This is a genomic window from Streptococcus mitis (assembly GCF_002096895.1).
Taxonomy (GTDB): Bacteria; Bacillota; Bacilli; order Lactobacillales; family Streptococcaceae; genus Streptococcus; species Streptococcus mitis_AH.
In genome coordinates, this window is record NZ_NCVI01000015.1 from 1 (window position 1) to 18,564 (window position 18,564).

Annotated in this window: 12 protein-coding genes, 6 tRNA genes and 1 pseudogene; 18 read left to right on the forward strand and 1 reads right to left on the reverse strand. The window is 42.0% G+C overall.

What is annotated here, in order from left to right; genetic code table 11:
• Positions 1-19: 19 nt before the first annotated feature.
• The 14 genes and pseudogenes from B7697_RS00840 (at position 20) to pcp (ending at position 8,413) form a co-directional block, all read left to right on the forward strand.
• Positions 20-92: transfer RNA gene (locus B7697_RS00840), tRNA-Phe, on the forward strand.
• 12 nt (positions 93-104) lie between these two features.
• Positions 105-185: transfer RNA gene (locus B7697_RS00845), tRNA-Tyr, on the forward strand.
• A gap of 4 nt (positions 186-189) precedes the next feature.
• A tRNA-Trp gene (locus B7697_RS00850) sits at positions 190-260 on the forward strand.
• Between the two features lie 14 nt (positions 261-274).
• Positions 275-347, forward strand: a tRNA-His gene (locus B7697_RS00855).
• A gap of 13 nt (positions 348-360) precedes the next feature.
• Positions 361-432: transfer RNA gene (locus tag B7697_RS00860), tRNA-Gln, on the forward strand.
• A gap of 9 nt (positions 433-441) precedes the next feature.
• Positions 442-525 (forward strand) — tRNA-Leu (locus B7697_RS00865).
• A 107-nt stretch (positions 526-632) separates the two neighbouring features.
• On the forward strand, positions 633-1,910 hold the full coding sequence (locus B7697_RS00870) for a glutamate-cysteine ligase family protein (protein ID WP_084949878.1): 1,278 nt from the start codon (positions 633-635) through the stop codon (positions 1,908-1,910).
• Positions 1,911-1,985: 75 nt separating this feature from the next.
• Positions 1,986-3,470 (forward strand): threonine synthase, encoded by a 1,485-nt coding sequence (gene thrC / locus B7697_RS00875; protein ID WP_084949880.1) that lies wholly within the window; start codon positions 1,986-1,988, stop codon positions 3,468-3,470.
• A gap of 60 nt (positions 3,471-3,530) precedes the next feature.
• Positions 3,531-4,811 (forward strand): MATE family efflux transporter, encoded by a 1,281-nt coding sequence (locus B7697_RS00880; protein ID WP_020903673.1) that lies wholly within the window; start codon positions 3,531-3,533, stop codon positions 4,809-4,811.
• A 3-nt stretch (positions 4,812-4,814) separates the two neighbouring features.
• Positions 4,815-5,441, forward strand: a complete 627-nt coding sequence (locus B7697_RS00885; RefSeq protein WP_020903674.1) for an HAD family hydrolase — start codon at positions 4,815-4,817, stop codon at positions 5,439-5,441.
• 159 nt (positions 5,442-5,600) lie between these two features.
• On the forward strand, positions 5,601-6,806 hold the full coding sequence (locus B7697_RS00890) for a LysM peptidoglycan-binding domain-containing protein (protein WP_084949881.1): 1,206 nt from the start codon (positions 5,601-5,603) through the stop codon (positions 6,804-6,806).
• 210 nt (positions 6,807-7,016) lie between these two features.
• Positions 7,017-7,283 (forward strand): annotated as a pseudogene (locus B7697_RS00900) (MarR family winged helix-turn-helix transcriptional regulator); the annotation flags it as partial.
• 10 nt (positions 7,284-7,293) lie between these two features.
• A complete protein-coding gene (locus B7697_RS00905) occupies positions 7,294-7,656 on the forward strand; it encodes a DUF1304 domain-containing protein (RefSeq protein ID WP_084949884.1) in 363 nt (120 codons plus the stop codon).
• Positions 7,657-7,768: 112 nt separating this feature from the next.
• Positions 7,769-8,413 (forward strand): pyroglutamyl-peptidase I, encoded by a 645-nt coding sequence (pcp, locus tag B7697_RS00910; protein ID WP_084949886.1) that lies wholly within the window; start codon positions 7,769-7,771, stop codon positions 8,411-8,413.
• A gap of 27 nt (positions 8,414-8,440) precedes the next feature.
• On the opposite strand, the gene B7697_RS00915 is transcribed toward pcp, so the two are convergent.
• Positions 8,441-9,298, reverse strand: a complete 858-nt coding sequence (locus tag B7697_RS00915; protein ID WP_084949887.1) for a DUF975 family protein — start codon at positions 9,296-9,298, stop codon at positions 8,441-8,443.
• A gap of 116 nt (positions 9,299-9,414) precedes the next feature.
• Between B7697_RS00915 and tgt the strand changes: the two genes are divergently transcribed.
• The 4 genes from tgt to B7697_RS00935 all read left to right on the forward strand — a co-directional run bounded on the left by tgt (position 9,415) and on the right by B7697_RS00935 (position 18,484).
• Positions 9,415-10,557, forward strand: coding sequence for a tRNA guanosine(34) transglycosylase Tgt (tgt, locus tag B7697_RS00920; RefSeq protein WP_084949888.1), 1,143 nt, complete (start codon positions 9,415-9,417; stop codon positions 10,555-10,557).
• A 100-nt stretch (positions 10,558-10,657) separates the two neighbouring features.
• Positions 10,658-12,475, forward strand: coding sequence for an acyltransferase family protein (locus tag B7697_RS00925; RefSeq protein ID WP_084949890.1), 1,818 nt, complete (start codon positions 10,658-10,660; stop codon positions 12,473-12,475).
• A gap of 151 nt (positions 12,476-12,626) precedes the next feature.
• Entirely contained in the window at positions 12,627-13,778 is a 1,152-nt protein-coding gene (gene nagA, locus B7697_RS00930; protein ID WP_084949891.1) for an N-acetylglucosamine-6-phosphate deacetylase, read from the forward strand.
• Positions 13,779-14,092: 314 nt separating this feature from the next.
• Positions 14,093-18,484 (forward strand): PolC-type DNA polymerase III, encoded by a 4,392-nt coding sequence (locus tag B7697_RS00935; protein ID WP_084949893.1) that lies wholly within the window; start codon positions 14,093-14,095, stop codon positions 18,482-18,484.
• Positions 18,485-18,564: the final 80 nt, after the last annotated feature.

Genomic DNA, 18,564 nt, shown 5'->3' on the forward strand with positions numbered 1-18,564 from the left:
AATCCTGCTCCCGCAATAAGGCTCGGTAGCTCAGTTGGTAGAGCAATGGATTGAAGCTCCATGTGTCGGCGGTTCGATTCCGTCTCGCGCCATTTATATATTTTGGAAGGGTAGCGAAGAGGCTAAACGCGGCGGACTGTAAATCCGCTCCTTCGGGTTCGGGGGTTCGAATCCCTCCCCTTCCATTTTACGGGCATAGTTTAAAGGTAGAACTAAGGTCTCCAAAACCTTCAGTGTGGGTTCAATTCCTACTGCCCGTGTTAATAAAATTATGGCGGGTGTGGTGAAGTGGTTAACACACCAGATTGTGGCTCTGGCATGCGTGGGTTCGATCCCCATCACTCGCCTATTTTATATTATTGGGGTATAGCCAAGCGGTAAGGCAAGGGACTTTGACTCCCTCATGCGTTGGTTCGAATCCAGCTACCCCAGTTACTATTTGCCGGCGTGGCGGAATTGGCAGACGCGCTGGACTCAAAATCCAGTGTCCGCAAGGACGTGCCGGTTCGACCCCGGCCGCCGGTATAGTATAGAGTTAAGGAACGTTGTAAATCTTCGTTCCTTTTTTGTATCATTTTTGGTATAATAGTAGTTATTCAAATTTTATTTAGATTATGAAAGTGTAGGGAAGTATGTCTCGTTCTATCGATTTATTAAAACATCGGTATTTGAAAAATATTAAAGAAAATCCTGAATTGTTTGTCGGGATTGAGCTGGAATATCCTGTTACAAATTTAGAAGGGGATGCTACAGATGTTGAAGTTATCAAGCAGTTATTTCGTTATCTAGTTTCTGCTTTGAATTTAGCTGTAGAAAAGGTAGATGATTTTGGAAACCCTATTCAGTTAGTAGATCCGATAAGTCAGGATGCTATTTTATTTGAAGTTTCTTATACAACGATTGAGTTTGCATTTGGTAAGGCTGAAACGATACAAGAGGTTGAAGAACGTTTTAGTATTTATATGGAAGCAATCCAGAAGAAGTTAGCTGAATCAAATCATGCTATTGTTGGCTGTGGTATTCATCCCAACTGGGATAAAAATGAGAATTGTCCAGTGGCTTATCCACGCTATCAGATGTTGATGGACTATTTGAGTTTGAGCAGAAATGTGACTGAATCAGACTTACATCATTTCCCTGAATATGGCGCTTTTATCTGTGGGAGTCAGGTACAGTTGGATGTTTCAAAGTCTAACTACTTACGGGTGATTAATGCTTTTACTCAAATTGAAGCGGCTAAGGCTTATTTATTTCCAAACTCTGAGTTTTCGGGAGCAGATTGGGATACGAAAATTTCAAGGGATATTTTCTGGGAAGAATCGATGCATGGTATCTATCCAGAAAATGTCGGGGTCAATGCTAGACTCTTTAAAGATGAGGATGATTTTTTTGATTATCTAGATCATTCTGCAATTTTTACTGCGGAACGCGATGGGCAAACCTATTATTTTTATCCGATTCAGGCAAGGGACTATTTGGCTACAACTGAAATCCAAGCATATGCTCTTAATGGGGATGAGATTCTTATTTACCCTCAAGAGAAGGATTTTGAAACTCATCGTAGTTATCAGTACCAAGACTTAACGACTCGAGGAACAGTTGAGTTTCGTAGTGTGTGTACTCAGCCTCTAGAGAGAACCTTCGCTTCTGCAGCTTTTCACTTAGGATTGTTGGTTAATTTAGATAAGTTAGAAGCTTACTTAGAAACAGCGCCTTTCTTTAAAGAATTTGGGCGAAATTATAAGTTTTTAAGACGACAATTTTCTAAGAAGAAGCTTACAGATGAGGAAGAGACTGCGATTATTGAAATTTCCAAAGACTTACTCCTGCTAGCTGAGGAAGGACTGGAGATGAGAAATAAGCAAGAAATGACCTACTTACAGCCTTTGAAAGAAGAATTGAGCCTATAATTTCTCTTATAAAAGGAGAATTTTCTGAAAAATCATGATATAATGGATGAGACTATAGATAAAGGATAGAGAGTAATGACATTAGTTTATCAATCAACGCGTGATGCCAACAATACAGTAACTGCTAGCCAAGCTATTTTGCAAGGTTTGGCGACGGATGGTGGTTTATTTACACCGCTTACTTATCCAAAGGTAGATTTGGACTTTGACAAATTGAAATATGCTTCTTATCAGGAAGTTGCTAAGATTGTTTTGTCAGCATTTTTAGATGACTTTACAGCTGAAGAGTTGGACTACTGTATCAACAATGCCTACGATAGCAAGTTTGATACTCCAGCTATCGCACCATTAGTGAAATTAGACGGCCAATACAATTTGGAACTGTTCCATGGTTCAACAATTGCTTTTAAGGATATGGCCTTGTCTATTTTGCCATACTTTATGACAACAGCTGCTAAGAAGCATGGTTTGGAGAACAAGATTGTCATCTTAACAGCGACATCTGGTGATACTGGGAAAGCTGCTATGGCAGGGTTTGCGGATGTGCCTGGAACTGAGATTATCGTCTTTTATCCAAAGGATGGTGTCAGCAAGGTTCAAGAGTTGCAAATGACTACTCAGACTGGTGATAATACTCATGTTATCGCTATTGATGGTAACTTTGATGATGCTCAAACAAATGTGAAGCATATGTTTAACGATGTAGCCCTTCGTGAAAAGTTGGCTACCAATAAACTGCAATTTTCATCTGCCAACTCTATGAATATCGGTCGTTTGGTGCCACAGATTGTTTATTATGTTTATGCCTATGCTCAGTTGGTTAAGACTGGTGAGATTGTGGCTGGTGATAAGGTCAACTTCACAGTACCAACAGGAAATTTTGGAAATATCTTGGCTGCCTTTTATGCTAAGCAAATTGGTCTACCAGTTGGCAAATTAATCTGTGCTTCAAATGACAACAATGTTTTGACAGACTTTTTCAAGACACGTGTTTACGACAAGAAACGTGAGTTTAAAGTGACTACTAGTCCATCTATGGATATTTTGGTATCTTCAAACTTGGAGCGTTTGATTTTCCATCTTTTAGGTAATGATGCGGTTAAAACAGCTGAACTCATGAATGCCTTGAACAAGCAAGGACAATATGAGTTGACAGACTTTGATGCAGAGATTTTGGACCTCTTTGCAGCTGAATATGCGACTGAGGAAGAAACGGCAGCAGAAATCAAGCGTATTTATGAGGCAGATTCTTATATCGAGGATCCACATACGGCGGTTGCCTCGGCAGTTTATAAGAAATACCAAGCGGCTACTGGCGATGTGACTAAGACAGTGATTGCTTCAACAGCGAGTCCATACAAGTTCCCAGTGGTTGCAGTAGAAGCTGTAACAGGTAAAGTAGGCTTGACTGACTTTGAAGCCTTGGCTCAATTACATGATATTTCAGGAGTTGCAGTGCCACCAGCAGTTGACGGGCTTGAAACAGTTCCTGTTCGTCACAAGACAACAGTGGCAGCTGCTGATATGCAAGCAGCGGTTGAGGCTTATCTAGGACTTTAAGACAGAGGGAGTAAACTCGGTTGGGAAACCAACTGAGTTTCTTTTCATCAGGAGGAAGGATTGTTTAAGAAAAATAAAGACATTCTTAATATTGCCTTGCCAGCTATGGGCGAAAACTTTTTGCAGATGCTCATGGGGATGGTGGATAGTTACTTGGTAGCCCACTTGGGCTTGATAGCTATTTCGGGTGTATCAGTAGCTGGCAATATTATCACGATTTATCAGGCGATTTTCATCGCTCTGGGAGCTGCTATTTCCAGTGTTATTTCAAAAAATTTGGGGCAGAAGGATCAATCTATGCTAGCCTATCATGTGACTGAGGCATTGAAGATTACCTTACTATTAAGTTTCCTTTTAGGATTTTTGTCCATCTTCGCTGGGAAAGAGATGATAGGACTTTTGGGGACGGAGAGAGATGTAGCTGAGAGTGGTGGACTCTACCTATCTTTGGTAGGCGGATCGATTGTTCTCTTAGGTTTAATGACTAGTCTGGGAGCCTTGATTCGTGCAACGCATAATCCACGTCTGCCTCTCTATGTTAGTTTTTTATCCAATGCCTTGAATATTCTTTTTTCAAGTCTAGCTATTTTTGTTCTGGATATGGGGATAGCTGGTGTTGCTTGGGGGACAATTCTGTCTCGTTTGGTAGGTCTTGTGATTTTATGGTCGCAATTAAAGTTGCCTTTTGAGAAACCGACTTTTGGTTTAGATAAGGAACTATTGACCTTAGCGTTGCCAGCAGCTGGAGAGAGGCTCATGATGAGGGCTGGAGATGTCGTGATCATTGCCTTGGTTGTTTCTTTTGGAACGGAGGCGGTGGCTGGAAATGCAGTCGGAGAAGTCTTGACCCAGTTTAACTATATGCCTGCCTTTGGCGTCGCTACTGCAACGGTCATGCTGGTAGCTCGAGCAGTTGGAGAGGATAATTGGGAAAGAGTAGCTAATTTGAGCAAGCAAACCTTTTGGCTTTCTCTGCTTCTCATGTTGCCCTTGACGCTTAGTGTCTATGCCTTGGGTATACCACTAACTCATCTCTATACGACTGATTCTCTAGCGGTGGAGGCTAGTGTGCTAGTGACACTTTTTTCACTACTTGGTACTCCTATGACGATAGGAACAGTCATCTATACAGCAGTCTGGCAGGGTTTGGGCAATGCTCGGCTTCCCTTTTATGCGACAAGTATAGGAATGTGGTGTATCCGCATTGGAACAGGATATCTGATGGGGATTGTGCTTGGTTGGGGCTTGCCCGGTATTTGGGCCGGAACCCTTTTGGATAATGGTTTTCGTTGGTTATTTCTACGTTACCGTTACCAGCGTTATATGAGCTTGAAAGGATAGGAAATGCAAAAAACAGCTTTTATTTGGGATTTAGATGGGACTTTATTGGATTCTTACGAAGCGATTTTATCAGGAATTGAGGAAACTTTTGCTCAGTTTTCTATTCCTTATGATAAGGAGCAGGTGAGGGAGTTTATTCTCAAGTTTTCTGTGCAGGATTTACTTGTGCAGGTGGCAGAAGAGAGAAAGCTGGATGTGGAAATGCTAAATCAGGTGCGTGCCCAGAGTTTGGCTGAGAAGAATGCTCAGGTAGTTTTGATGCCAGGTGCGCGTGATGTGCTAGCTTGGGCAGAGGAATCAGGAATTCAGCAGTTTGTTTACACTCATAAGGGAGACAATGCTCGTACCATTCTCAGAGACTTGGGTTTGGAATCTTATTTTACAGAGATTTTAACCAGTCAGAGTGGTTTTGTGCGGAAGCCAAGTCCAGAAGCGGCTAACTATCTGTTAGGCAAGTATCAGTTGGATTCTGAGAAGACCTATTATATAGGGGATCGGACTCTGGATGTGGAATTTGCCCAGAATAGTGGGATTCAAAGTATCAACTTTTTAGAGTCGACTTATGAAGGAAATCATAGGATTCAAGGGTTAGCAGATATTCCTTATATTTTTGGGGATTGGGAACGATAAGATTGTGTCAGTTTTGTGACAGAGACCTAACAAACTATTTCAAGTAACCAAGTTTGTTACAAGGAATAGACAGTTCTGTTAAATAGGCCCGAGAGGGCTTTTTTTCTGCATTTTTTGTGTTATGATAGACAGGTACTCATTTGAAAGGAATAGGAAAGAATGAAGAAAAGAATATTATTAGCTTCAACAGTAGCCTTGTCATTTGCCCCAGTATTGGCAACTCAAGCAGAAGAAGTTCTTTGGACTGCACGTAGTGTTGAGCAAATCCAAAACGATTTGACTAAAACGGACAACAAAACAAGTTATACCGTTCAGTATGGTGATACCTTGAGCACCATTGCAGAAGCCTTGGGTGTAGATGTCACAGTTCTTGCGAATTTGAATAAAATCACTAATATGGACTTGATTTTCCCAGAAACTGTTTTGACAACGACCGTCAATGAAGCAGAAGAAGTAACAGAAGTTGAAATCCAAACACCTCAAGCGGCTTCTAGTGAAGAGGTGACAACTGCGACAGCAGATTTGACAACCAATCAAGTGACCGTAGATGATCAAACTGTTCAGGTTGCAGACCTTTCTCAACCGATTGCAGAAGCGCCAAAAGCGGTAGAAACTACAAGTACAAAAGAAGTAGCAACAAATTCAGAAGTTGCAGAGACAGTTGCTACTGCAGAAGAAGTAGCACCATCTACAAATACTTCAACGTCAGAGGAGCAAACAGCCGAGACAAGCAATGCAGTTGCAGAGGCAACTCCTCAGGCAACAATTCCAGCTGAGAAAGAGGAAACACAAGCCAGCCCTCAAGCTGTTTCAACAGTGGAAGCAACTACAACGGCAGTAGAAGAAAAAGCAACCGAAACAACCGCAACAAGTTCAGAAGAAGCAAAAGAAGTAGCATCATCAAGTGAAGCTACAGCAGCAGTTTCTACTTATCAACCAGAAGAGGCGAAAACAGTTTCAACAACTTACGCGGCTCCAGCTGCGCCCGATTATGCTGGACTTGCGGTAGCGAAATCTGAAAATGCAGGCCTTCAACCACAAACAGCTGCCTTTAAAGAAGAAATCGCCAACTTGTTTGGCATCACATCCTTTAGTGGTTACCGTCCAGGAGATAGTGGAGACCACGGAAAAGGTTTGGCTATCGATTTTATGGTACCAGAAAGCTCAGAACTAGGGGATAAGATTGCGGAATACGCTATTCAAAACATGGCTAGCCGTGGTATTAGTTATATCATCTGGAAACAACGTTTCTATGCTCCATTCGATAGTAAATATGGGCCAGCTAATACTTGGAACCCAATGCCAGACCGTGGTAGCGTGACAGAAAATCACTATGATCACGTTCATGTTTCAATGAATGGATAAACCAGACTTGGTAATATCGTTTTTACGAATGAGATCTAGCTTTCGTGATAGAAAGCGAGTCTCGTTCGTTTTTTGTTTGTCATACTCTTCGAAAATCTCTTCAAACCACGTCAGTTTTATCTGCAACCTCAAAGCTGTGCTTTGAGCAACCTACGGCTAGCTTTCTAGTTTGCTCTTTGATTTTCATTGAGTATCAATATGAATGGAAATTTGAAGATTGATCAGGCTGCTTTGACCCGACATTTCAAAATTCTGGAAAAGGAAGGTTTGGTGGAGCGTCATCGTAATCCTGAAAATCAGCGGGAAGTGTTGGTAGAGGCTACGAAGTATGCTAAGGAGCAATTAGTGGTGAATCCACCTCTGCAGTATATCAAGGTTAAGGAAGAGATGGAAAGTATCTTAACAGAGTCTGAAAGAACAGAACTCAGCCGTTTAGTAAATAAATTGGTTTTGGGTATTGAAAATATAGAAATTTAAGGAGAAATAGATGTCAATTATGACAACCATTTTAGCAACGATTGTTGCTTTGGAGCATTTTTACATTTTTTATTTGGAAAGTATTGCAACGCAATCAGATGCGACTAGTCGTGTCTTTAACATGGACAAGGAAGAACTGGCTCGTCCGTCAGTAAGTTCATTGTTTAAAAATCAAGGGATTTATAATGCTTTGCTAGGAGTCTTTCTCTTGTATGGAATTTATTTCTCACAGAATTTAGAAATTGTGACTATTTTTGTTTTATTTGTGATTGGTGCTGCGGCTTATGGCTCTCTCACAGCAGATAAGAAAATTATTTTGAAGCAAGGTGGACCAGCTATTTTGGCCTTGATTAGTATTTTTCTCTTTAAATAAACTTTAATGCCGGTCAGATCCTCTCTAGTTCTTTTCACTCCAGAATAAGGGAAATATGTTATACTTGTTTTTAAGAAAAGAGTTTTATTGAATTTGTTTTGAGGAGTTAGAAATGAAAGTATTAGTGACAGGTTTTGAGCCCTTTGGAGGGGAAAAGGTCAATCCAGCCTTGGAGGCTATTAAAGGTTTACCAGCTGAAATCCATGGTGCTGAGGTCCGTTGTCTAGAAGTACCAACAGTCTTTCACAAATCGGCTCAAGTATTGGAAGAAGAGATGGACCGTTATCAACCTGACTTTGTCCTTTGTATCGGCCAAGCAGGTGGAAGGTCTAGCTTGACACCTGAGCGAGTAGCTATTAATCAAGATGATGCACGGATTCCTGATAATGAGGGTAATCAACCAATTGACCTTCCCATTCGAGCAGATGGTGCTTCGGCCTACTTTAGTAGTTTGCCGATTAAAGCGATGGTTCAAGCTATAAAAAAAGAGGGCTTGCCGGCCTCTGTTTCCAATACGGCAGGGACTTTTGTCTGCAATCATTTGATGTATCAGGTCCTCTATTTGGTAGAAAAGAAATTTCCCCATGTCAAGGCAGGTTTTATGCATATTCCTTATATGATGGAACAGGTGGTGAATCGACCGACCACTCCAGCTATGAGTTTAGTGGATATTAGGAGAGGGCTAGAAGCAGCAATCGGCGCCATTATAGAACATGGAGATCAGGATCTTAAGTTGGTAGGCGGAGAAACTCATTGATAGAAAAAAGCTTGAGGGGAAAAACCTTCAAGCTTTTGGACGTTTTCGAGCCAGTACTGCTCGGTAGAAAATTATTTTATTGATTTGAATGTAGGGTAGGAGTGAGAAACTAGCAATTCCAAAGGTAATCCAATTGAGGAAGTACCAAGGAAGGAGTTGTAGGTCTAGAATAAAGCGCTGAAATTTGTAGCCTTTCATCAGGAAACGGCTGGTTTTTAGGATTTGTCCTGGTTTGGCTTGTCCTAAATCTAGAGTATCACAGAGGAGAAATTCTACCTGCGAATAGGCATAGTATTGTGGAATATAGAGACTATTTCCTACAACTATCAAGAGGATACTTGCTAGAAAGTAAAGACCAAAGGCCATGAGGAAACGCTCAGTTTCAACTGACGTGAGATCCAGATTGGGAAACTCAGGGTGAAGGGCAACGAATTTCTTTGCAAGAAAGCTACTGTAAAAAAGGAAGTAAATTCCAAGCAAACTAGGAATGCTCCATAAGAAGAGATAGAAACGTTTGAGAAGGAGAGTCAAAAAGGTTTGTGAAAAGTACTCTTCGTTAAAGAGAGTGAGACTATTTTTGATGGATAGTTCTGTATCTGGATTCTTGATGAGTTTTAGGGTTGTATAGACTGAACTGGTTAGAAGTATTGTTCCGATAAAGGAAACTAATAATGGAAAGAGGTAGGCTTGGAATACACGGCCAAACACGCTTAAAAAGGGTTGTTCTAAAATAGACTCGTTGATACGCTCTAAGGGATTGAGGAAGCCAGACAAAATGACCAGCATGCTAGGTAAGAGATAGACGAGAAAGAGTCGGGGATTTTCAGCCTGAAATTGTCTGGCCTGCAGACGAATGGTTTTTAAATCAATTTTTGGGTATTTCATTCTCTCATTATACCATAGTTCGTGACAGTTCCAGCTTTTTTTGATAAAATCATACAGTATGCCCTTGGGCACAAAGTATGAACTGGGACTGTCTTTCCCAGCTTCGGAGGTAAAAAATGTCAGATTCACCAATCAAATATCGTTTGATTAAGAAAGAAAAACACACAGGAGCTCGCCTGGGGGAAATCATCACTCCCCATGGCACCTTCCCAGCACCTATGTTTATGCCAGTTGGGACACAAGCCACTGTCAAAACTCAGTCGCCTGAAGAATTGAAGGAGATGGGTTCGGGAATTATCCTGTCAAACACCTATCATCTCTGGCTTCGTCCTGGAGATGAACTCATCGCTCGCGCAGGTGGTCTCCACAAGTTCATGAATTGGGACCAGCCTATCTTGACAGATAGTGGTGGTTTCCAGGTTTATTCTCTAGCAGATAGCCGAAATATCACAGAAGAAGGGGTAACTTTTAAAAACCATCTCAATGGCTCTAAGATGTTCTTGTCACCAGAAAAAGCCATTTCTATTCAGAACAATCTAGGCTCAGATATTATGATGTCCTTTGACGAATGTCCTCAGTTTTATCAACCATACGACTACGTTAAGAAATCAATCGAGCGTACAAGCCGTTGGGCTGAGCGCGGTTTGAAGGCTCACCGTCGTCCGCATGACCAAGGATTGTTTGGGATTGTGCAAGGGGCAGGATTTGAAGACCTGCGTCGCCAGTCGGCTCATGACCTTGTCAGCATGGATTTCCCAGGCTACTCTATCGGTGGACTAGCAGTTGGAGAAACCCACGAAGAGATGAATGCGGTTTTGGACTTCACAACTCAACTGCTGCCTGAAAACAAACCTCGCTATTTGATGGGTGTGGGAGCGCCAGATAGCTTGATTGATGGGGTGATTCGTGGTGTAGATATGTTTGACTGTGTCTTGCCGACTCGTATCGCTCGTAATGGGACTTGTATGACCAGTCAAGGTCGTTTGGTTGTCAAAAATGCTCAGTTTGCTGAGGACTTTACGCCACTGGATCCTGAGTGTGATTGCTACACATGTAAGAACTATACACGCGCTTATCTTCGTCACCTGCTCAAGGCTGATGAAACCTTTGGTATCCGCTTGACTAGCTACCACAATCTTTACTTCTTGCTTAACCTGATGAAGCAAGTGCGACAAGCCATCATGGATGACAATCTCTTGGAATTCCGTGAGTATTTTATTGAAAAATATGGCTATAATAAATCAGGCCGTAATTTTTAAACTGGAATAGATATAAGCTAAAAATCCTAAGTTTTCTCTTGGGATTTTTCTTCTTTTTTTGATAGAATAAAGTGTATAATGAAAGGGAGAATAAACTCGTATGCGTATTAAATGGTTTTCCTTGATTAGGATTACAGGTTTACTTTTGGTACTCTTGTATCATTTCTTTCAGACAATCTTTTCTGGAGGATTTTTCGGGGTAGATGTCTTTTTCACATTTTCAGGTTTCCTGATTACAGCTCTACTCATCGAAGAATTTTCTAAAAATCATGAAATTGATTTGGTTGGATTTTTTAGGAGACGCTTTTATCGTATCGTTCCACCTGTGGTTTTGATGGTCTTGGTAACCATGCCTTTTACTTTCTTGGTTCGCCAAGACTATGTGGCTGGAATTGGGGGTCAAATTGCGGGTGTCTTAGGCTTCATGACCAACTTCTATGAACTCCTAACAGGTGGGAGTTATGAATCTCAGTTCATTCCTCATTTGTTTGTTCATAATTGGAGTCTGGCTGTTGAGGTTCACTACTATATCCTCTGGGGGTTGGCAGTTTGCTTCTTATCTAAGCAGGCTAAATCAAATGGTCAGTTGAAGGGAATGGTCTTTCTCTTATCTGCTGCTGCCTTCTTGATCAGCTTCTTCTCCATGTTTATTGGTAGTTTTCTAGTAACCTCTTATTCCTCTGTTTATTTCTCCAGTTTAACTCATGTCTATCCATTCTTTTTGGGAAGTGTGTTAGCAACTATCGTAGGCGTTCGTCAGACGACTTCCCTAGTTAAGCAGTTGGATAAAATCTGGGATTTACGAAAGACCCTTTTAGTTTTTGGAGGAGGTTTTGGCTTCTTACTCATTTTGACCTTCTTTGTCAAATTTACCTATCTCTTTGCCTATCTTATGGGCTTCTTGCTTGCCAGTCTTGCTGCCCTTGCTATGATTCTGGCGGCGCGTGTCTTACATGAAAAGACTCCTAATATGCAGGAGCCAAAGATTATCAGCTTTTTAGCAGATACTAGTTATGCGGTTTATCTCTTCCATTGGCCTTTCTATATCATATTCTCACAGTTGACATCAAATCTTTTTGCTGTGTTACTGACTTTGATTTTTTCTTATGGCTTTGCCAGCCTATCATTTTATGTGTTAGAACCTTGGATTGCAGGAAAGGACACACCTATTCTACAAACTCTTCGTCCCCTGCCTCATATTCACACAATCCTTGCTGCAAGTACAGGAATCTTGGCCTTCATTGTCTTCGTAGTGACTTTGATGGCACCACAAGTGGGAGCGTTTGAGACAGACTTGACTGTCAATGGCTTGAAGCAAGCTGAAACAAATATTGGTCAGACCAAGTTGATGGCAGAACGAGCAGAAGCTGATAGTTTAGGAATTGCTGATGGCACTATGTTAATTGGTGACTCAGTGGCTTTAAGGGCAAATACAGCCCTGCAGACAGCCCTTCCTGGAGCACAGATTAACGCGCAGGTCAGCAGAACAACCAAGACTGCCAATGAAATCATGCTCAACAATAGTCAGAATAAATTTCTACCAAAGATGGTGGTTATTGCAACTGGGGTAAATAATCCTGAAAATTACAAGGAAGACTGGGATAGTATCGTAAAAAATCTTCCTAAGGGCCACCATATGGTTTTGGTGACTCCTTATGAAGGAGATAAGACAAAAGAGACCTATGCAATCGTTGAGAAAGAGGCTGCCTATATGAGAGAATTGGCAGAGAAGACTCCTTACATCACGATAGCAGATTGGAACCAAGTTGCTAAAGAACATCCAGAAATTTGGACTGGAACAGACCAAGTCCATTTTGGAAGTGACAATAGTAAAATTGAAGCAGGAGCTAAGTTATATGCAGATACCATTGCTGCAGCCTTGCAAACAGCTCAAGACAAGCCAGTCAAATCAAAATAACTTGTATTAAAAAGAGAAGAGTTGGAGAAATCCAGCTCTTTTAAAATATCTCTAGAAAATAGGTCTATACCATTTACAAATAAAAAAGAAAGGTTTATAATGTAATTGACATAATAAATTGTAGAATCAATCTTTTAAGGAGGTTAACATTATGCCTAACTATATTAAAGCGGATCAGTTTTTCTACCCACACGGAATTCGTCGTGGTGGTTACTTGGAACTTGTGGATGGCAAGTTTGGAAAACATGTCGAGCAGATTCCTGAGGGAGCTGAAGTGATTGACTATACAGGCTACAGCATTGCTCCAGGACTTGTAGATACCCACATTCATGGATTTGGCGGTGTGGATGTTATGGATAATAATATCGAAGGAACCCTTCATACCATGAGTGAAGGACTCCTCAGCATGGGGGTAACGAGCTTCTTGCCAACCACTTTGACATCATCTTATGAGCAATTGCTTGCGGTAACAGAAAATATTGGTGCTCGTTACCAGGAAGCAAGTGGAGCCAAGATTCGTGGAATCTATTTCGAAGGGCCTTATTTCACAGAGAAATACAAGGGAGCTCAAAACCCTGCCTACATGAAAGACCCTCGTATGGATGAGTTTCGTGCTTGGCAAAAAGCAGCAAATGGTCTGCTAAATAAAATTGCCCTTGCGCCAGAACGTGAAGGTGTAGAAGACTTTGTTCGTACGGTTACGGGCGAAGGTGTGACGGTTGCTCTTGGGCACTCAAACGCGACTTTTGATGAAGCTAAAAAAGCAGTCGATGCTGGAGCGAGTGTTTGGGTACACGCCTACAATGGCATGCGTGGGTTAACTCACCGCGAACTGGGTATGGTTGGAGCCATGTACCAATTGCCACATACCTATGCAGAGTTGATCTGTGACGGCCATCACGTAGATCCAAAAGCCTGCGAAATTCTTATCAAACAAAAAGGAACTGAAAATATTGCCCTTATCACAGACTGTATGACAGCGGGTGGATTGGAAGACGGCGACTACATGTTGGGAGAATTCCCAGTTGTCGTTGCCAATGGAACTGCTCGTCTCAAATCTACAGGTAACTTGGCGGGTTCTATTCTCAAACTCAAAGACGGTTTGAAGAATGTGGTTGACTGGAACATTGCCTCTCCACACGAAGCAGTTATGATGGCAAGCTTCAACCCAGCTAAATCCGTTCATATTGACGATGTCTGTGGTCAAATCCGTGAAGGCTATGACGCGGACTTTATCGTACTAGATAAAGATTTGGAATTGGTAGCAACCTACCTAGATGGCGTGAAACGTTATCAAGCATAAGAGAGAAAGCAGGAGTTAGAGCTTACTTTCTGTTCAGGTTTTATAAATGATAAACTGTACCCCAAAAGTTAGATTTTTTCTGTCTAACTTTCGGGGTGTTTTTGTTATGTGTAAAACAGAACTAAATTCACTAGGTAAATTATTCATCTAACTTTTTTGGGGGAGTACTGTTATGAAGATTTTTTAATTTCCTTAAATGAGTAGTAAGAATACAAATAAGGAAATTCTTTGTTGTCTTAAAGTGGCTTCCTTTTGTCTTTAGAAAATACCTCTAAATATGGTAAAATAGTAGGAGAATAATGTGAGGAAAATGAATGTCAAATAGTTTTGAAATTTTGATGAATCAATTGGGGATGCCTGCTGAAATGAGACAGGCTCCTGCTTTAGCACAGGCCGATATTGAGCGAGTTGTGGTTCATAAAATTAGTAAGGTATGGGAGTTTCATTTCGTATTTTCTAATATTTTACCGATTGAAATCTTTTTAGAAATAAAGAAAGGTTTGAGGGAAGAATTTTCTAAGACAGGCAATAAAGCTGTTTTCGAAATCAAGACTCTATCTCAAGAATTTTCAAATCAACTCTTGCAGGCCTACTATAGAGAGGCTTTTTCTGAGGGGCCATGTGCTAGTCAAGGTTTTAAGTCCCTTTATCAAAATTTGCAAGTTCGTGCTGAGGGCAATCAACTATTTATTGAGGGCTCTGAGGCGATTGATAAAGAACACTTTAAGAAGAATCATCTTCCTAATTTAGCCAAACAGCTTGAAAAGTTTGGTTTTCCAACTTTTACTTGTCAAGTAGAGAAAAATGATGTGCTGACCCAAGAACAGGAAGAGGCCTTTCATGCTGAAAATGAGCAGATTGTTCAAGCTGCCAATGAGGAAGCGCTCCGTGCTATGGAACAACTAGAACAGATGGCACCACCTCCAGCAGAAGAGAAACCAGCCTTTGATTTTCAAGCGAAAAAAGCTGCAGCTAAACCCAAGCTGGACAAGGCGGAGATTACTCCTATGATCGAAGTGACGACTGAGGAAAATCGTTTGGTCTTTGAAGGTGTTGTTTTTGATGTGGAGCAAAAAGTGACCCGAACAGGGCGTGTTTTGATCAACTTTAAAATGACGGACTACACTTCAAGTTTTTCTATGCAAAAGTGGGTTAAGAACGAGGAAGAGGCTCAGAAGTTTGATTTAATCAAGAAAAATTCTTGGCTCCGAGTACGTGGGAATGTGGAGATGAATAACTTCACACGCGATTTGACTATGAACGTGCAGGATGTGCAGGAAGTTGTTCATTATGAACGGAAGGATTTGATGCCAGAAGGTGAGCGTCGGGTTGAGTTTCACGCTCATACTAACATGTCGACCATGGATGCTCTGCCAGAGGTTGAAGAAATCGTTGCGACAGCTGCTAAATGGGGACACAAGGCGGTTGCCATCACGGACCATGGGAATGTCCAGTCCTTCCCACACGGCTATAAGGCGGCCAAGAAAGCGGGAATCCAGCTGATTTATGGTATGGAAGCTAATATCGTGGAGGACCGTGTCCCTATCGTCTATAACGAAGTGGAGATGGACTTGTCGGAAGCGACCTACGTGGTCTTTGACGTGGAAACGACGGGGCTTTCAGCTATCTATAATGACTTGATTCAGGTTGCGGCCTCTAAGATGTACAAGGGGAATGTCATTGCTGAATTTGATGAATTTATCAATCCTGGACATCCCTTGTCAGCTTTTACAACTGAGTTGACTGGAATTACAGATGATCATGTCAAAAATGCCAAACCACTAGAACAAGTACTACAGGAATTCCAAGAATTTTGCAAGAATACGGTCCTAGTTGCCCACAATGCCACCTTTGACGTTGGATTTATGAATGCCAACTATGAGCGTCATGGTCTTCCAAGGATTAGTCAGCCAGTTATTGATACACTTGAGTTCGCTAGAAATCTCTATCCTGAGTATAAACGTCATGGTCTCGGGCCTTTGACTAAGCGTTTTGGTGTGGCTCTAGAACATCACCACATGGCCAACTACGACGCGGAAGCTACTGGTCGTCTGCTCTTCATCTTTATCAAAGAGGTAGCAGAAAAACATGGTGTGACTGATTTAGCTAGACTCAACATTGATTTGATTAGTCCAGATTCTTATAAAAAAGCTCGGATCAAGCATGCGACCATTTATGTCAAGAATCAAGTAGGGCTAAAAAATATCTTTAAGCTGGTTTCCTTGTCTAATACCAAGTATTTTGAAGGGGTGCCACGGATTCCGAGAACGGTTTTAGATGCTCATCGGGAGGGTTTGATTTTAGGATCAGCTTGCTCTGAGGGGGAAGTTTTTGATGCGGTCGTTTCCCAAGGTGTGGATGCGGCGGTTGAGGTGGCTAAGTATTATGACTTTATTGAGGTTATGCCACCGGCTATCTATGCTCCCTTAATTGCTAAGGAGCAGGTCAAGGATATGGAGGAGCTCCAGACCATTATCAAGAGTTTGATAGAGGTTGGTGACCGTCTTGGCAAACCTGTTCTGGCTACGGGAAATGTCCACTATATCGAACCAGAAGAAGAGATTTACCGTGAAATTATTGTCCGTAGTTTGGGACAGGGAGCTATGATTAACCGGACTATCGGTCATGGGGAACATGCCCAACCAGCACCACTTCCAAAGGCTCATTTTAGAACGACTAATGAAATGTTGGATGAATTTGCCTTCTTGGGAGAGGAACTGGCTCGGAAATTGGTAATTGAAAACACCAATGCACTGGTAGAAATCTTTGAACTCGTTGAGGTTGTAAAAGGTGATTTGTACACTCCTTTCATCGACAAGGCTGAAGAAACGGTTGCTGAATTGACCTATAAGAAAGCTTTTGAGATTTATGGAAATCCGCTCCCGGATATTGTTGATTTGCGGATTGAAAAAGAATTAACGTCTATTCTGGGGAATGGATTTGCCGTGATTTATCTGGCTTCCCAGATGCTAGTGCAACGTTCCAATGAACGAGGCTACTTGGTGGGTTCTCGTGGATCCGTTGGATCTAGTTTTGTTGCGACCATGATTGGTATTACAGAGGTCAATCCTCTCTCTCCTCACTATGTCTGTGGTCAGTGTCAGTACAGTGAGTTTATCACCGATGGATCTTACGGTTCAGGTTTTGATATGCCCAATAAGGACTGTCCTAAATGTGGTCACAAACTCAGCAAAAACGGACAGGATATCCCGTTTGAAACCTTCCTTGGTTTTGATGGAGACAAGGTTCCTGATATTGACTTGAACTTCTCGGGAGAAGACCAGCCTAGCGCCCACTTGGATGTGCGTGATATCTTTGGTGAGGAATATGCCTTCCGTGCAGGAACGGTTGGTACGGTAGCTGCTAAGACTGCCTATGGCTTTGTCAAGGGCTATGAGAGAGATTATGGCAAGTTCTATCGTGATGCAGAGGTGGAGCGGCTAGCTCAAGGTGCTGCTGGTGTCAAGCGGACAACGGGACAACACCCAGGGGGAATCGTTGTTATCCCTAACTACATGGATGTTTACGACTTTACGCCAGTCCAGTATCCAGCGGATGACGTGACGGCTGAATGGCAAACGACTCACTTTAACTTTCACGATATCGATGAGAACGTTCTCAAACTGGATGTTCTGGGGCATGATGACCCGACCATGATTCGGAAACTCCAGGATTTGTCTGGGATTGATCCTAATGAAATCCCAATGGATGATGAGGGAGTTATGGCTCTCTTTTCTGGGACTGATGTGCTTGGGGTAACACCTGAACAAATTGGAACGCCTACGGGGATGTTGGGGATTCCAGAGTTTGGAACAAATTTCGTACGTGGAATGGTAGACGAGACCCATCCGACGACTTTTGCGGAGTTGCTTCAGCTCTCAGGTCTGTCCCACGGTACCGATGTGTGGTTGGGAAATGCCCAGGATTTAATCAAGCAAGGAATTGCGGATCTGTCGACCGTTATCGGTTGTCGGGACGACATCATGGTTTACCTTATGCATGCGGGTCTGGAACCTAAGATGGCCTTTACCATCATGGAACGGGTACGTAAGGGCTTGTGGCTCAAGATTTCCGAAGAGGAACGCAATGGCTATATCGAAGCCATGAAGGCTAATAAGGTGCCAGAGTGGTATATCGAGTCCTGTGGGAAAATTAAGTACATGTTCCCCAAAGCCCATGCGGCAGCCTACGTTATGATGGCCTTGCGTGTGGCATACTTCAAAGTTCACCATCCAATTTATTATTACTGTGCTTATTTCTCTATCCGTGCCAAGGCCTTTGATATCAAGACTATGGGAGCGGGCTTAGATGCTATTAAGCGAAGAATGGAAGAAATCGCTGAAAAACGGAAGAACAATGAAGCTTCTAATGTGGAAATCGATCTCTATACAACTCTTGAGATTGTTAATGAAATGTGGGAGCGTGGTTTCAAGTTTGGAAAACTCGATCTCTATCGTAGTCAGGCGACAGAATTCCTCATTGATGGGGATACTCTCATCCCGCCATTTGTAGCAATGGATGGTCTGGGTGAGAACGTTGCCAAGCAGTTGGTACGAGCGCGTGAAGAGGGAGAATTTCTTTCTAAAACAGAATTACGCAAGCGTGGCGGACTTTCCTCAACCTTGGTTGAAAAGATGGATGAAATGGGCATTCTCGGCAATATGCCAGAGGATAACCAGTTGAGTTTGTTTGATGATTTGTTTTAAAAAATTGCTTATTTTGATCAAGTGGACAAAATATGTCCACTTGATTTGTTATAATTCTCTTAAAAATAATAGAAAAGAGA

Excerpts from the sequence above, each read along its gene's own strand:
- B7697_RS00870 (WP_084949878.1), top strand. The coding sequence starts at position 633 with ATGTCTCGTTCTATCGATTTATTAAAACATCGGTATTTGAAAAATATT.
- thrC (WP_084949880.1), top strand. The coding sequence starts at position 1,986 with ATGACATTAGTTTATCAATCAACGCGTGATGCCAACAATACAGTAACT.
- B7697_RS00885 (WP_020903674.1), top strand. The coding sequence starts at position 4,815 with ATGCAAAAAACAGCTTTTATTTGGGATTTAGATGGGACTTTATTGGAT.
- B7697_RS00890 (WP_084949881.1), top strand. The coding sequence starts at position 5,601 with ATGAAGAAAAGAATATTATTAGCTTCAACAGTAGCCTTGTCATTTGCC.
- B7697_RS00905 (WP_084949884.1), top strand. The coding sequence starts at position 7,294 with ATGTCAATTATGACAACCATTTTAGCAACGATTGTTGCTTTGGAGCAT.
- pcp (WP_084949886.1), top strand. The coding sequence starts at position 7,769 with ATGAAAGTATTAGTGACAGGTTTTGAGCCCTTTGGAGGGGAAAAGGTC.
- B7697_RS00915 (WP_084949887.1), bottom strand. The coding sequence starts at position 9,298 with ATGAAATACCCAAAAATTGATTTAAAAACCATTCGTCTGCAGGCCAGA.
- tgt (WP_084949888.1), top strand. The coding sequence starts at position 9,415 with ATGTCAGATTCACCAATCAAATATCGTTTGATTAAGAAAGAAAAACAC.
- B7697_RS00925 (WP_084949890.1), top strand. The coding sequence starts at position 10,658 with ATGCGTATTAAATGGTTTTCCTTGATTAGGATTACAGGTTTACTTTTG.
- nagA (WP_084949891.1), top strand. The coding sequence starts at position 12,627 with ATGCCTAACTATATTAAAGCGGATCAGTTTTTCTACCCACACGGAATT.
- B7697_RS00935 (WP_084949893.1), top strand. The coding sequence starts at position 14,093 with ATGTCAAATAGTTTTGAAATTTTGATGAATCAATTGGGGATGCCTGCT.